Annotated in this window: 14 protein-coding genes; 5 read left to right on the top strand and 9 right to left on the bottom strand. The window is 67.5% G+C overall.

The window, feature by feature from the left end; all coding sequences use genetic code 11:
* Positions 1–8 precede the first annotated feature (8 nt).
* Together ACY466_RS10655 and ACY466_RS10650 are read right to left on the bottom strand one after the other, a co-directional pair.
* Positions 9–179 (bottom strand): hypothetical protein, encoded by a 171-nt coding sequence (locus ACY466_RS10655; RefSeq protein WP_463245382.1) that lies wholly within the window; start codon positions 177–179, stop codon positions 9–11.
* Positions 180–190: 11 nt separating this feature from the next.
* Positions 191–886: a GAP family protein gene (locus ACY466_RS10650; protein WP_463245381.1), complete on the bottom strand. Its 696-nt coding sequence runs from the start codon at positions 884–886 to the stop codon at positions 191–193.
* 111 nt (positions 887–997) lie between these two features.
* Here ACY466_RS10650 and ACY466_RS10645 point away from each other — a divergent pair, with 111 nt between their 5' ends.
* Entirely contained in the window at positions 998–2,227 is a 1,230-nt protein-coding gene (locus ACY466_RS10645; RefSeq protein WP_463245380.1) for a sensor histidine kinase, read from the top strand.
* The gene (locus ACY466_RS10640) at positions 2,224–2,874 is read left to right on the top strand and encodes a response regulator (protein ID WP_463245379.1); all 651 of its coding nucleotides are present in this window, start codon (positions 2,224–2,226) and stop codon (positions 2,872–2,874) included. The genes ACY466_RS10645 and ACY466_RS10640 overlap by 4 nt, the downstream gene beginning before the upstream one ends.
* A 10-nt stretch (positions 2,875–2,884) precedes the next feature.
* Here the strand turns inward: ACY466_RS10640 and ACY466_RS10635 are convergent, their stop codons facing one another.
* Positions 2,885–3,877, bottom strand: a complete 993-nt coding sequence (locus ACY466_RS10635) for an ABC transporter substrate-binding protein (protein ID WP_463245378.1) — start codon at positions 3,875–3,877, stop codon at positions 2,885–2,887.
* Between the two features lie 99 nt (positions 3,878–3,976).
* A complete protein-coding gene (locus ACY466_RS10630) occupies positions 3,977–4,447 on the bottom strand; it encodes an SRPBCC family protein (protein ID WP_463245377.1) in 471 nt (156 codons plus the stop codon).
* A 164-nt stretch (positions 4,448–4,611) separates the two neighbouring features.
* On the opposite strand from ACY466_RS10630, the gene ACY466_RS10625 reads away from it, so the two are divergent.
* Positions 4,612–5,436, top strand: a complete 825-nt coding sequence (locus ACY466_RS10625; protein ID WP_463245376.1) for an SDR family NAD(P)-dependent oxidoreductase — start codon at positions 4,612–4,614, stop codon at positions 5,434–5,436.
* A gap of 16 nt (positions 5,437–5,452) precedes the next feature.
* Here the strand turns inward: ACY466_RS10625 and ACY466_RS10620 are convergent, their stop codons facing one another.
* On the bottom strand, positions 5,453–6,970 hold the full coding sequence (locus ACY466_RS10620; RefSeq protein WP_463245375.1) for a flavin-containing monooxygenase: 1,518 nt from the start codon (positions 6,968–6,970) through the stop codon (positions 5,453–5,455).
* A 70-nt stretch (positions 6,971–7,040) separates the two neighbouring features.
* On the opposite strand from ACY466_RS10620, the gene ACY466_RS10615 reads away from it, so the two are divergent.
* On the top strand, positions 7,041–8,066 hold the full coding sequence (locus ACY466_RS10615) for an AraC family transcriptional regulator (protein WP_463245374.1): 1,026 nt from the start codon (positions 7,041–7,043) through the stop codon (positions 8,064–8,066).
* On the opposite strand, the gene ACY466_RS10610 is transcribed toward ACY466_RS10615, so the two are convergent.
* Positions 8,052–8,729 carry an SDR family NAD(P)-dependent oxidoreductase gene (locus ACY466_RS10610; RefSeq protein ID WP_463245373.1) on the bottom strand — a complete coding sequence of 226 codons (678 nt, stop codon included), beginning with the start codon at positions 8,727–8,729 and terminating at the stop codon, positions 8,052–8,054. The genes ACY466_RS10615 and ACY466_RS10610 overlap by 15 nt on opposite strands.
* On the bottom strand, positions 8,729–9,598 hold the full coding sequence (locus ACY466_RS10605; protein WP_463245372.1) for an LLM class F420-dependent oxidoreductase: 870 nt from the start codon (positions 9,596–9,598) through the stop codon (positions 8,729–8,731). The genes ACY466_RS10610 and ACY466_RS10605 overlap by 1 nt, the downstream gene beginning before the upstream one ends.
* 216 nt (positions 9,599–9,814) lie before the next feature.
* Between ACY466_RS10605 and ACY466_RS10600 the strand changes: the two genes are divergently transcribed.
* Positions 9,815–11,374, top strand: coding sequence for an NAD(P)/FAD-dependent oxidoreductase (locus tag ACY466_RS10600; RefSeq protein ID WP_463245371.1), 1,560 nt, complete (start codon positions 9,815–9,817; stop codon positions 11,372–11,374).
* 101 nt (positions 11,375–11,475) lie between these two features.
* On the opposite strand, the gene ACY466_RS10595 is transcribed toward ACY466_RS10600, so the two are convergent.
* Together ACY466_RS10595 and ACY466_RS10590 are read right to left on the bottom strand one after the other, a co-directional pair.
* Positions 11,476–11,886, bottom strand: a complete 411-nt coding sequence (locus ACY466_RS10595) for a PaaI family thioesterase (protein WP_463252221.1) — start codon at positions 11,884–11,886, stop codon at positions 11,476–11,478.
* Between the two features lie 176 nt (positions 11,887–12,062).
* Positions 12,063–12,815: a hypothetical protein gene (locus tag ACY466_RS10590; protein WP_463245370.1), complete on the bottom strand. Its 753-nt coding sequence runs from the start codon at positions 12,813–12,815 to the stop codon at positions 12,063–12,065.
* Positions 12,816–13,162: the final 347 nt, after the last annotated feature.

Below are 13,162 nucleotides of genomic sequence, written 5' to 3'. Positions count from 1 at the left end.
CCCCGTCGCTACCGGTCCCGGCCGCCGCGAGACTTCACGACGAGGCCCAGCACGCCGACCACGACGCCCGCGATCAACAGCGGCGTTCCCGACGCGTCGGTGAGAATACGGATCAGGAATCCGGCCAGCATCAGTACGACGGCAGTGATGAACAGGAGTCGGTCGCGGGTCGTCGTCACAGTGGGTGAGACTAGCCGAACAGCTGGTGCGCGGCGCCTGCCCCGATGAAGAAGCCCGCGATGCCCAGCGCCCAGCCCACGGCGCTGTCGGCCCAGCGACCGATGACCGAATCCACCCGTCGCAGGACCGAGTCCATCCCGTTCCCCACCACCAGTCGCGCACCCAGCAAGAGCAGGGCCGGCAGGACCATGATCAGGCAGTACCCGACGAGCAACCCGCCGGAGACCGGCACGGGCAGATCCGCACGGACCAGCAGGGCGATCGCGGCCAGGTACGGAACCATCGTCACCATTTCGGCCACTCCCGCGCCGACGGCGACCGTGACCACCGACCCGGAGTCGTCGCCCTCGAGGAGCTTCCCGCGCCACGCGGTCACCCGGCTCGGCCGACCGCGCTCCCGCTGCTTCGACGAGTCGAAGCGGAAGCTCAGGACGAGCAACCCCGCACCGAAGAACAGTTGCACCCACAGCGCTGCGGGCGAACGCAGCACCTCGGACCCGAGCTCGAATCCCACCAGCGCGAGGGCCAGCAACCCCGCCCCGACCGCGGCGTAGAAACCCGCCAGCACCATGAGGTAACGCAGCACGCGAGCAACCGGTGGTCGGCCGGGGGCCAACAGCATCCACACCGGAACGATCAACGTACCGATGCTGGTGCTGTCCACGAGAGCGAGTGCGATCAACGATCCGATCAGCGCGAGGTCCATGACATCGAACTGTGGTCGACCGCGAGCGTGGTGTCGTCGGAAGAACCGATGATTCGAGCGTCATCATTACTGATGACGCGCTCCGCAGCACGGGTGTGTTGTGATGAGCCGGTGAGTCCGTCCGCCGTGATGCGCCGCCACACCGATGTACTGCTGGCACTGGGATTCTTCGCGATCGGAGTCGTCCTGTACTGGGCCGGACTGTTCCAGCTCGGTTCCGGACCGTCCGACACACCGATGGGTGTCCGCGTCGGGCTGCTCGCCGTCATCTGCTGCGCGGACGCCTTCCGCAGGCGCGCTCCCGTCGCCGCATCCGTCGTGGGGTTGGCGGCGTTCGGCGTCGACCTCGCCCTCGCTCCCACGGTTCCCGTCTGGATCGTCCTGTCCGACGTGGTCTACGCCGCAGTGCTGTACGGCGGGCGGCGACTCGGACGCGCCACGATCGGTTTCGTCGCCGTGGCCGCACTGGCCTCCATCGTGGTGGTGTGGACGGCCACGAATGCGGTCGGTCTCGCCGCCGCGGCCGGCATCGTGGTGGCCCTGTTCTTCGGGACTCCGGTCTGGGGGGCGGTGGTGGTCCGCCGCTGGGCACAGACCGCCGCTGCCGAGAAGGAACGAGCCGAGAACCACCGCGTCACAGCCGAACTGGATCGCGCTGCCGCGGTCGCACACGAGCGCGCGACGATGGCGCGCGATCTGCACGACATCGTCGCCGGTCACCTGTCCGCCATCGCGATTCAATCGGAAGCCGCACGGTCGAATCCCACCGCGCGCGGCGACGAACAGCTGGGGGCAGTGCTCGCTGCGATCCGATCGAGCAGTGTGGCCGCCCTGACCGAGATGCGCACGATGATCGATCTGCTGCACGGAACCGACGACCCCGAGTCCGATGGTGTGGAAACCGTTCGTACCGAGGCCCGGTCGCACCGCACCGCTCCGCGTCTCGACGAACTCGACACCGTGCTCGACGCTGCCCGCGCCGCCGGAAACAGCGTCGAGGCTCGGGTCGATGCGCTCACCGACGACGCAGCCGTACCGAACGTCGTCCAGCACACGGCGTACCGCATCGTGCACGAATCCATCACCAATGCGGTGAAACATGCTCCGGGAGAAAATGTTTCGCTCCGCGTCGAGAAGCGGTGCGATGTCCTGCACCTCGAGGTGTGCAATCGAACGGTAATCGACCGCCGACGGGACACCGTCACGGGATCCGGGCACGGCCTGCGCAACATGACGGAACGCGCGCGCGTTCTCGGTGGAGACCTGACCGTCGTGACGGACGAGGATCGGTGGACCGTGACCGCCACCCTTCCGTTGCACTCCGCGAGCACTGCTCGATGAGCGACGGTCGGGTCTCCGTCGTCATCGCCGACGATCACGCTGCGATCAGGTCCGGCATCGCGATGATGGCCACCGGCGCCGGAATCGATGTCGTCGCCGAAGCCGAGAACGGCGAGTCCGCGGTCGTATCGACCCGCACCCATCGACCCGACGTGGTGGTCATGGACATTCGCATGCCGCAGTTGGACGGTATCGCGGCCACGCGCCGGATCACGACCACCACGTCGTCGCGGGTCCTGATCCTCACGACGTTCGGGCTGGACGAGTACGTGTTCGGCGCGCTGCGCGCCGGCGCATCCGGGTTCCTGATCAAGACGGCATCGGCGGACGAGGTGGTCGGCGCGATCCGCACCGTTGCCGACGGCGGCTCGGTGTTGGCTCCCGGCGCCACGCGCGCTCTGATCGATCGGTTCGTGCGCTCGCCCACCCCCGCGGAACCCCCCGAAGCACTCGAGAATCTGACGGACCGAGAGCGGCAGGTCTTCGCGCTGCTCGGTCGCGGCCTGTCGAACGACGAACTGGCCATGGAGCTTCGAGTGGCGCCGCCCACCGTGAAGACGCATGTGTCCCGAGTACTGACCAAGTTGCACCTCACGTCACGGGTGCAGGCCGCGATCCTCGCTCGCGAACTCGGATTTCACACCTGACGGACTCGGGTCAGCCGTCGATCGTGCCGACGACGGTGGCCGGATCGTCGTCGGTCGCCCGAGCGAGGGCCGGCGTCACCGCGTCGATGGCGAACGGCATGCTCAACGGACTGGCGAATCCGACCGCGGACGGCACGTCGGTACCGAACTCTCCGAGGTAGACCGTCCGGTCCTCGGTGACCACGTCCAGGTTCTGGAACAACGCGTCGTTCGCGAGATCCTCCGGCGTGGCGCCCAGGACGATCAGATTGTCCTGATCGAGGAGGTCGTAGCGCTCGGGGCTGACGGTGCCGGTGGTGGCGGGTGTCTCGAAGCCGAGGTCGGTGAAGAATCGGTTGCGCGGGTCACCCGCGTCGAGGATGTAGAAGCTTCCGTCGAGCAGAAGGACGACGGCAGCCGTGCGGCCCTCGATCTGCGGATTCTCCGTGCGGGCCTCGTCGAATCGAGCGTCCACGTCGTCGCGAACCTGCTCGGCCTCGGCCATTCGGCCCAGCGCGGTGCCGTAGGCCGCGAGCTGTTCGCGCCACGACGCGGCTTCGGCGCCGTCGGCGGGTTCGAGATCACCGACGGTCGGCGCGAGCGCACTGAGCTGCTCGTACTGCTCGGGCTCGAGGTACGCGTAGGTCGCCATGACCAGATCGGGGTCGGCGGCCGCGATGGCCTCGAGATCGAGCTGTTCGGCGCCGATCTCCTCGATCGTGTTGCCCGCCAGCTGATCCTGCGCCCAGGGCCGGGCCTGGTAGTCGAATCCCGTGAACGCGCGCGTGGCTACCGGCGTCACACCCAGGGCCAGAGCGAAGTCCTGGTCGTTGAATCCGGCGGTCACCACCCGCTGAGGGGCCGAGTCGATGGTGACCGTGCCGAAGGAGTCGGTCACCTCGACCGGAAACGCGCCGCTCGCGTCGGTGGGGGCATCGGCGCCGTCGGTCGCGGCGGAACTGCACGCCACCGATCCGAGGACGACGAGAGCAGCAGCGACCGAGATACCCGCGGTGGAGCGCATGGAGGTACGAACCTTTCGACGATGGGTCGTGATCCGACCCGGAATGAAGGAGAGCCTAACCTTCACCGCCTGGCCGATCCACTCGACCCACCGCCGCCGTCAGCGCTCCGCGTGCGCCTTCAATCGCCGCAGAGTCGCGTCGATGTGCTCGGCGTTGACCCGTTCGCGATCGGACACACCGGTCGCCACACCCGCGATGCGGCGAAACCACGCCGGCCGGCGATCCCACATCGACTCCGTGACGGTGCACCCGGTCTCGGTCTCCGCGATGTCGTAGCGCCAGTGGGCGATCGGCGTGTTCAGGGGGCCGTACGTGACCTCGAAACCGAACCGCTCCCCCGGGGCAGCGTCGACGACCGTGCACGTGGTGGTCCATCGCCGGATTCCGTTGCGGTTGTGGCCGGCGAACGTGGCGCCGACCCGAGCTCGCGAGCCCTCGATCCACCGCATCGACACGGCTTCGTCCGCGAGCTGTGCGAGTACGTCGAGTGAGGTGACGGCGTCGTACACCGTTGCCGTGGGTGCGGCGACGGTGATCCGGCCGGTGGCCATGGGTGTCGGGTCGGTCATGATTGCCACCGTAGATCCCGAGCCGGGTCGGGCGGGGTCGAACACGATCTCGATCACCCGACGGTGTCGCGCAGGGACAAGACCGTCGGGGTCCGATGCGGCAGGGTTCATCCGGGCCGTTCGATCGGTCCACCGCTCGCCCGATTCCGTCAGTAGGAGAAGTCATGCCCCGCGCATCCGCATTCCGTTTCACCGGAGCCACCGCCGTCGTCACCGGCGCGGCCAGTGGGATGGGTGAGCAGATGGCTCACCAATTGGCCCGTCGCGGAACGAACGTCGTGCTGCTCGATCGCGACGCCGACCGCCTCGAGGCCGTGGCCACCGCCGTCGGCACCTCGTCGCCGACCGTGAAGGTGGACACCACCGTGGTCGATCTGTCCGCCGTCGACTCCCTCGGTGGCGTCGTGGACGATCTGCTCACTCGAAACCCGTCGGTGGATCTTCTGATCAACAACGCGGGTATCGCGTTCGGAGGCTCGTTCGAGCAGTTGAGCTCCGCGGACTTCGACTCGGTCATGGACATCAACTTCCGTGCACCCGTGGAGCTGACGCGGCGACTGCTGCCCACACTGCGACAGTCGCGCGGCGCGCACGTCGTCAACATTTCCAGTCTGTTCGGAATCATCGCGCCCCCGGGCCAATCCGCCTACGCGGCAAGCAAGTTCGCCATCCGGGGCTTCAGCGAGTGCCTGCGCCACGAGCTCGCTCCGGCAATCGGCGTGACCGTGGTGCATCCCGGCGGCATCAAGACGCGAATCGCCGAGACCGCCGGCTCGGCCAGCGGCGCCTCCGCGGACGAGATCGCCGCGGGCAAGGCCACGTTCGCGAAGTTGCTCAAGTACCCCGCGGACAAGGCTGCGACCCGCATTCTCGACGGCGTCGAGAAGCGGCGGGGCCGGGTGCTCATCGCCCCCGAGGCCCACGCCGCCGATGTCGTCGCTCGCCTGTTCCCCGCTCGCTACCAGGCCATCATCGGCCGCAGCATGTGACCACCGCCGGTCCGGATCACCGCGCGCCCGCGGTGATCTCGGATCGCGGGGTGCCCTTCAGTGTCTTGGTGATGTCGCCGCGCAGGGTGGTCACGGAGTCGACGAGATAGTTCTGACGCACGCGCCAGGGTCCGTGGTCGCCCTGCCGCGGAAAGGCATCGATCGACCGCTGAACGTAGCCGGCCTGCAGGTCCAGTAGCGGGCGCTCCTCGAGCGGACCGCGAGGTGACGGCACCACGTAGGCCAGGTCCTGCGTGTCGAGATGGCGCAACACCTTGCAGACCAGCCGCGAGGTCAGGTCGGCTCGAAGCGTCCACGAGGCGTTCGTGTACCCGATGCAGATCGCGAAGTTCGGAACTCCCGTCATCATGGCGCCCTGCCAGACGAACTGCTCCGACAACTCGACCTTGCGGCCGTCGACGTGCGGCTCGATACCACCGAAAGCCAACAGCTCCAGTCCCGTTGCGGTGACGATGATGTCGGCGTCGAGCACCTCCCCCGTGTTCAGGGCGATGCCACCGGGAACGATCCGGTCGATCGTCGCCGTGACGACGGACGCCTTGCCCTTCTTCATCGCTCGGAAGAGATCGGCGTCGGGAACGGCGCACAGTCGCTGATCCCACGGGTCGTAGGTGGGCGTGAAGTGCTCGGCCACCAACTTCTCGTCACCCAGGATGCGGGTGGAGAGGTTGGTCAGCAGTCGGCGCGCGGCCTGTGGGCGTCGTCGACAGAACTGATAGAAGGCCGTCGAGAACAGGATGTTCTTGGTCCGGATCAGGCGATGCGCCAACGCGGGCGGAAGGAACTTGCGGATCGTGTCGGCCCGCTTGTCCCGGCCCGGCACCGCACTGATCCACGTGGGGGTGCGCTGCAGCATCGTCACGTGGTCGGCCGTTCGCGACATCGTCGGTACCAAGGTCACCGCCGTCGCGCCGCTGCCGATCACCACCACCTTCTTGCCCGTGTAATCGAGGTCCTGCGGCCAGAACTGCGGGTGTACGACCTCGCCGTCGAAGTCCTCCATGCCGGGGAACGTCGGGCTGTATCCGTGGTCGTAGTTGTAGTACCCGGTGCAGCAGTACAGGAAGGTGCACGTCATCTGCCGGGTCTCGGGTTCGGCGTCGGAGCTGCCGACGGACAGGGTCAACGTCCACAGCCCGGTGGCGGTGGAGAAGTCGGCGTCGATCAGACGGGTGTCGTAGCGAATCTTCTCCTCGATGCCGAAGGTCTTCGCGGTGTCGCCGATGTAGTCGAGGATCGACGCCCCGTCGGCGATGGATTTCGCGTCCCGCCACGGCGCGAAGGGGTACCCGAGTGTGAACATGTCCGAGTCGGACCGCACGCCGGGATAGCGGAAGAGGTCCCAGGTGCCGCCGAGCGCGGAGCGCGCTTCGAGGACGGCCCACGATTTGTCCGGAAACTCGGTCGAGATCCGGTACGCCGCACCGATTCCGGACAGACCGGCACCGACGACGACGACGTCGAGGTGCTCGAGATCGGTGGGCGCGTCGGTACGGGGTGTTGTGGTCGTCATGATCTCCATTGTCCCGATGCTGCGGACCAGTGGCTTGACTCTGCACGACAACTAGTTGACTCTGAGCGACATGCCGGCCATTCGTTCCGCAGGACTGCGCGGGTTTCGCGCCACCGTGGCCGAACTCGGTGGCGATGCCGAACGTTTCGCGGCCGTCGCCGGCCTCCCACTCGAAGCCCTGGACGCCGACGATCTCCTCGTCGAGGACCACGCCATGGCCGCCGTCCTGGAGATCGCGTCGACCGAACTCGGGTGTCCCGATCTCGGACTGCGCGTGGCGCGTCGTCAGGATCTCGGCATGCTCGGGCCGTTGGCGCTCGCCATCCAGAATTCGTCGACTATCGGCGACGCACTCGAGTGCACGGAGCGCTATCTGTTCATCCACGCGCAGTCGCTGACCCTCCGAGCCGAACCCGATCCCTACGGCACTCCCGGCATGATCGCGCTGCGCTACGGGACACGGCCCGGTGTCGCCGCACCGGTCCAGGGCACCGACCTCGGACTCGGGTTCCTGCACCGCGCCACCCTGGCGCTGACGGGGGGCCCGTACGGACTGCGGTCGGTGGAACTGCCGTACGTACCCCCCGCGCCGATCTCGGTGTACGAGAACTTCTTCGGCGTGGCGGTGAAAACGGGCGCACCGTCGGCCCTGTTGCGCGTTCCGAGCAGCCTGGCCGCGCGGCCGTTGCACGGCGGGGACACGAATCTGGGACAACTCGCGCTGGCGTTCCTGTCCCGGCAGGGTTCGTGCGCGTCCGGTGACGTCGCGCCGCGCGTCCGCACCATCGTGCGACAGTCGCTCGGCACCACTGCACCGCACATCGCCGGCGCCGCGCACCTGCTGGCGCTGCACCCCCGCACTCTGCAACGACGGTTGGCCGCCGAGGACACCGGTTTCGCCGCGATCGTCGATTCGGTGCGACGCGAGGAAGCGCATCGCTATCTCACCACCACCGACATGCCGATGACGCAGATCGCGGCCGCCGTGGGACTCGCCGAGCAGTCGACGTTCACGCGGGCGTGTCGGCGGTGGTGGGATGCGACCCCCAGCGCCGTGCGACGGGGCGAGGCCGCGTTCCTTCTACCCGAAGTCTGAGCTCGACACGTCCGTCTCGTCGCCCGTGATCGCGGCGACGATGCGCTCGGCCACCGCGTCCGGATCGAGCCCGGTGGGCATCTTCGGAGCCGTTCCGGCCACGGCCCGGTCTGCGAGCCCCGTCTCGGTGTGCGGCGGCCGCACGTCGAGAATCCTGATCTTGGCCCGACGCGCCTCCGGTCGAACCGCAGCCGAGAACGCGCTCACTCCCGCTTTCGCCGCACTGTAGGCCGCCATCCCACCGACCGGTTTCTCGGCGACCACCGCACTGATGTTGACCAGGACGCCCCCGGAACCCACCGTGGACAGGCCCCGGCGGAACAGCCGCAGCGGCGCCAACAGGTTCACGAGGATCAGATCGTCGACGGTGTCGTCGTCGACCTCGGCCGCCGGGCCGAACGCGACGATGCCCGATGCGGCGACGATTCCGTCCAGTCGGCCGTGATGCTTCGCGGCCGCATCGACCAGCGCTCGCGGCGCGTCGGGCTCGGTGAGCTCGGCTTCGACGAGGTGAGCGGACTCGATCTCCAGCGATTCGAGGGCAGACCGAGACCGCGCGGACAGTGTCACGGACGCACCCCCGTCGACGAGCCGGCGTGCGATACGTGATCCGAGTGCACCCGTGGCGCCCGTGATCAGGAAGGCGTGGCCTTGCAACTCCATCAGTTCATCTCCTTCAGTGGTGCGACGATGCGACTCGCGACTCGTCCGATGAATCCGGCGGGATCGTCCCCGTGCGGCGAAATACACACGGTGTCCACCCCGAGATCGGCGTAGCCCTGCATCTCGCGGAGGAATTCGGCCTCGTCGGCCTCCGGATCGAGTCCGGTGATGATCGTCTTCTCGATCTGTCGGTGGTCTCGCTCCACACGGTCGCAATGACCGCGGAGCACATCGAGCTTGTGGGCCACGGTGGCCTGGTCGGGGGCGAACAGATTGCACATGTCCGCGTACTTCGCGACGAAGGCCAGGGTCTTCTTCTCCCCCGATCCCCCGATCATGATCGGCAACGACGACTGCACGGGCTTGGGTTCGCAGATGGTTTCGGCGAGGGTGTAGTGGCGTCCGTGGAAGGGACCGTCGTCCTCGCTCCACATCTGCTTCGTGATCTGCACCGCCTCCTCGAGTCGTTCGAAGCGTTCTGCGGTGGAGGGGAACGGAACCCCGAGGCCCAGGTGCTCGCGCTCGTACCACGCGGCTCCGATACCCAGCACAGCCCGACCACCGGAGAGCACGTCCACCGTGGTGACGGTCTTCGCCAACAGACCGGGATGCCGGTACGTCACCCCGGTCACGAGCAGGCCCAGTCGAATGGACGACGTGCGTCCCGCGAGAAAGCCGAGGCCGGTGTAGCCCTCGAGCATGGGATCGTGCGCCGTGGCCAGGTTCTCCATCTGGAACCAGTGGTCCATCAGCGTGAACATCGAACACCCGCCCTCTTCGGCGGCGACGGCCGTGTCGGACAACAGACCGGCCATGGCCGCGTTGCCGCCGGGCAGGGTGAAATAGGGATAGTGCACGGCCAGGCGCATCGGGGTCGATCCTCTCGTCGGCGGTCACACACGATTCGGCGCCGCGGCGGCTTCGGTGCATTGTGTGCACGCGCGAGTCGGCTCGGTCCGGGAACAGGAAGACCGATCGAGCCGTTTCAATGAATGGACGGGACCGGCGAGCGAACCTCGCGAAGACGCCCACCCGTGGTGCGACTACCGTTGGGGCGTAGACAAGACAATCTGAGGAGCGAGTTCATGAGCGTACAGACGAACGAGAAGAAGCGTCATCGCGTCGTCGTCATCGGTTCTGGCTTCGGCGGACTTTTCGGCACGCAGGGTCTCAAGGGGTCCGACGTCGACGTCACGCTCATCGCACGCACCACGCATCACCTGTTCCAGCCGCTGCTGTACCAGGTCGCGACCGGCATTCTCTCCGTCGGTGAGATCGCCCCGGCCACCCGCGTCATCCTGCGCAAGCAGAAGAACGCCGAGGTGCTGATGGGTGACGTCGAGTCCATCGACCTCGCCAACAAGACGGTCACCTCCCGCCTGCTCGAACGCGAGACCGTCACCGAGTTCGACAGCCTGATCGTCGCGGCCGGTGCCCAGCAGTCCTACTTCGGCAACGACCACTTCGCCGAGTTCGCTCCGGGAATGAAGACCATCGACGACGCCCTCGAGCTGCGCGGTCGGATCCTGGGTGCCTTCGAGCAGGCAGAACTGTCGACCGACGAGGCCGAGCGGAAGCGGTTGATGACCTTCGTCGTGGTGGGAGCCGGACCCACGGGTGTCGAACTCGCCGGCCAGATCGCGGAACTCGCGGACCGCACCCTCGACGGCGCGTTCCGCAACATCGACCCGCGCGACGCGACGGTCATCCTGCTGGACGCGGCCCCCGCCGTACTTCCCCCCATGGGCAAGAAGCTGGGACTCAAGGCCCAGCGTCGGCTGGAGAAGCTCGGCGTCGACATCCAGCTCAACGCGATGGTCACGGGCGTGGACAACGACGGTCTCACCGTGAAGGACAAGGACGGTTCCGAGCGCCGGATCGAAGCTCAGTGCAAGGTGTGGTCGGCCGGTGTGCAGGCCAGTCCGCTGGGAAAGCAACTCGCGGACCAGTCCGACGGTACCGAGGTCGATCGCGCCGGCCGCGTGATCGTCGAGCCGGACCTCACGGTCAAGGGACATCCCCACGTGTTCGTCGTGGGCGACATGATGTCGGTGAAGGACGTGCCGGGTATGGCTCAGGGAGCCATCCAGGGCGCCAAGTACGCGGTGAAGCAGATCAAGGCGTCGCTCGACGGTGCCGACCCGACGCAGCGCAAGCCGTTCTCCTACTTCGACAAGGGCTCGATGGCCACCGTCTCGCGGTTCAGTGCCGTGGCCAAGGTGGGCAAGCTCGAGTTCGGTGGATTCATCGCCTGGGTCGCCTGGCTCGGGCTGCACCTCTTCTACCAGGTGGGCTACCGCAACCGGTTGACCACGGTCATCTCCTGGTTCGTCACATTCCTCGGGCGAGGTCGCGCCCAGATGGCGTCCACGGAGCAGCAGGTGTTCGCGCGGCTGGCGATCGAACAGCTGAACACGCTGGAAAAAGAGAACCGAGTCGACTCGGTCTCGCTGCCGACCCGGACCATCGAGGCCACGGACAAATCCGCCGATGCCGAGTCCAGCACCGCCATGGACGACAGCGGGAGAGACGCACAGCAGGGCGGCGCGGAGAAACGGGCCGCCACCGGCGCGGTACCGGATGTGGACGACACCGCGAAGGGTGCGAAGTCCGCGACTGCGGAGTCGACAACCCGCGCAAGCTGACTTCCACGACTCACGACGGCCCCCCGACTCCTCGGGGGGCCGTCGTCGTGTCTGGGGGCCGTCGTCGTGTCTGGGGGCCGTCGTCGTGTCGCGGAGGAAAGTCAGGCGGTCGGTGCGCCGAGCCCGTCGCCGTCCGTGATGTTCTGCAGGCGCACCTGGCCGCGCGCGATCGTGCGGTCGGTCTCGTCGGTGATGACGACCGACCAGAGCTGCTGACGTCGCCCGCGGTGAATCGGTAGCGCCTCGGCGGTGAGCACTCCGCTGCTGGCCGCACGGAGGAAATCGGTGTTGTTGTTGACTCCGACCACGTGCCCGCGATCCCCCAACCACACGGCCCCGCCCGTGCTCGCGAGACTTTCCACGACGGCGCAGTGCACGCCACCGTGCACGATGCCGAACGGCTGCAGCAGCTCCGGTGTCACGGTGTACGAGGCGGTGACTCGATCCGCCGTCACCTCGTCGAACCGAAGGCCGATCACCTTCGAGAAACCGGTGTCGAGCAGTGCCTTCATCTCCTGGTCGGATGCGGAGTTCGTCACGTGGATCCCGTCGTCTGCAGTGGTCGGTGCGGTCGTCCGCACCGTGCCCGCAAGTAGACCAAACTGCGACACCACAAAAAAGCGGCGGGTCCCGCGGTACGGATACCGCGAGACCCGCCGTGGCACGGATCGGCCTGTCGCTGCAGCCCTCAGGACATCTGCACGATCCGACGACGTGACCGAGGACGACTGTATAGGACAGGCTGCCCTAAGTCACGTGGATCCTGCCGGCCGCGTATCGGGTACCCGACATTGCCGAACGCGTCGATCAAGTGCTGACCGCGCCGCCAGCCGACGTCGGAATCCAGGCCTGCCAGCGCAGGCACTCGCGAGGCCGTCCCGAGCACGCTGTCACCGACGGTGCGACGGAAGCGGCGACCGTCGACCGGGCCGAACTCCGACAGGGCTTCCTCCACCAGGCGTAGCGACGTCACGCAGCGATGTGCGATCCACACCACGAGGGCGTCCTCGCACGGCATGTCCACGACACCGTCGGTCCGTGTGCCCGATGCGCCCGCAACGGCTCGCAGTCGTGGATCGGCCACTCCCGCCCAGTCGATGCCGACATCGCTGTCCAGGTGTAGCCACAAGTTCTCGACCCCCGGATCCCACGCGTATCCGAACCCCACGTACGCCGATGCGACGCGCCCGACCACGGCATGCACGAGCGCCGTCGCCACCAGGTCGATCACCACGTCGGATCGGTCGTGATCCGTCCGGACGCGGTCGCACAGGGCCTCGAACCGGCCGGACGTGGCTCCGTCGATCAGCGGCCACCAGCGTCGCTTCGACTGCAGCGCGAGGTCGGCGACGGCGTACATCCGCGGCGCGTCCGGATCCAGATCGCGCAGCCCCGCCGCAAGCCCGGCGAACCGGGCGCCGGCGGCACGGCGACGCCGCATCGTGTCGGAGTCGATCGTCGGCCACGTGGCCGCGCCGGCCCGTTCACTCCCGATCGAGCAGCTCGGCCCTGTGTCGCCCATCGCCTGCATCGCCCTCGCTCCCCACCTCGTCGACGTGGATCTCGTCTTCCGGAATGAATAAGGTAAGCCTTACCAAGATGTGTGATACCGCTTTGTGGGGTGGATCACAGCGAGCCGAACAGGGCGCCCACACTCTCGTCGTTGCATCCGCCGCGGGGTTAGGCTTGCGTAACCTGACCCGTGCAGTGCTGGATCGACAACGACGAAGAGCGAGGTGGACCGACGGTGACCGATACGGCATCCGACCACCCGCAGCCGGCGGCACT

This window comes from Rhodococcus sp. K11/5, assembly GCF_055193735.1.
The sequence above is the reverse complement of the archived record's forward strand: the minus strand, read 5'-3'. Positions and strand labels throughout refer to the sequence as shown.

Excerpts from the sequence above, each read along its gene's own strand:
- ACY466_RS10590 (WP_463245370.1), bottom strand. The coding sequence starts at position 12,815 with ATGCGGCGTCGCCGTGCCGCCGGCGCCCGGTTCGCCGGGCTTGCGGCG.
- ACY466_RS10615 (WP_463245374.1), top strand. The coding sequence starts at position 7,041 with ATGCCGGCCATTCGTTCCGCAGGACTGCGCGGGTTTCGCGCCACCGTG.
- ACY466_RS10630 (WP_463245377.1), bottom strand. The coding sequence starts at position 4,447 with ATGACCGACCCGACACCCATGGCCACCGGCCGGATCACCGTCGCCGCA.
- ACY466_RS10595 (WP_463252221.1), bottom strand. The coding sequence starts at position 11,886 with ATGAAGGCACTGCTCGACACCGGTTTCTCGAAGGTGATCGGCCTTCGG.
- ACY466_RS10605 (WP_463245372.1), bottom strand. The coding sequence starts at position 9,598 with ATGCGCCTGGCCGTGCACTATCCCTATTTCACCCTGCCCGGCGGCAAC.
- ACY466_RS10610 (WP_463245373.1), bottom strand. The coding sequence starts at position 8,729 with ATGGAGTTGCAAGGCCACGCCTTCCTGATCACGGGCGCCACGGGTGCA.
- ACY466_RS10600 (WP_463245371.1), top strand. The coding sequence starts at position 9,815 with ATGAGCGTACAGACGAACGAGAAGAAGCGTCATCGCGTCGTCGTCATC.
- ACY466_RS10635 (WP_463245378.1), bottom strand. The coding sequence starts at position 3,877 with ATGCGCTCCACCGCGGGTATCTCGGTCGCTGCTGCTCTCGTCGTCCTC.
- ACY466_RS10620 (WP_463245375.1), bottom strand. The coding sequence starts at position 6,970 with ATGACGACCACAACACCCCGTACCGACGCGCCCACCGATCTCGAGCAC.
- ACY466_RS10625 (WP_463245376.1), top strand. The coding sequence starts at position 4,612 with ATGCCCCGCGCATCCGCATTCCGTTTCACCGGAGCCACCGCCGTCGTC.
- ACY466_RS10650 (WP_463245381.1), bottom strand. The coding sequence starts at position 886 with ATGGACCTCGCGCTGATCGGATCGTTGATCGCACTCGCTCTCGTGGAC.
- ACY466_RS10640 (WP_463245379.1), top strand. The coding sequence starts at position 2,224 with ATGAGCGACGGTCGGGTCTCCGTCGTCATCGCCGACGATCACGCTGCG.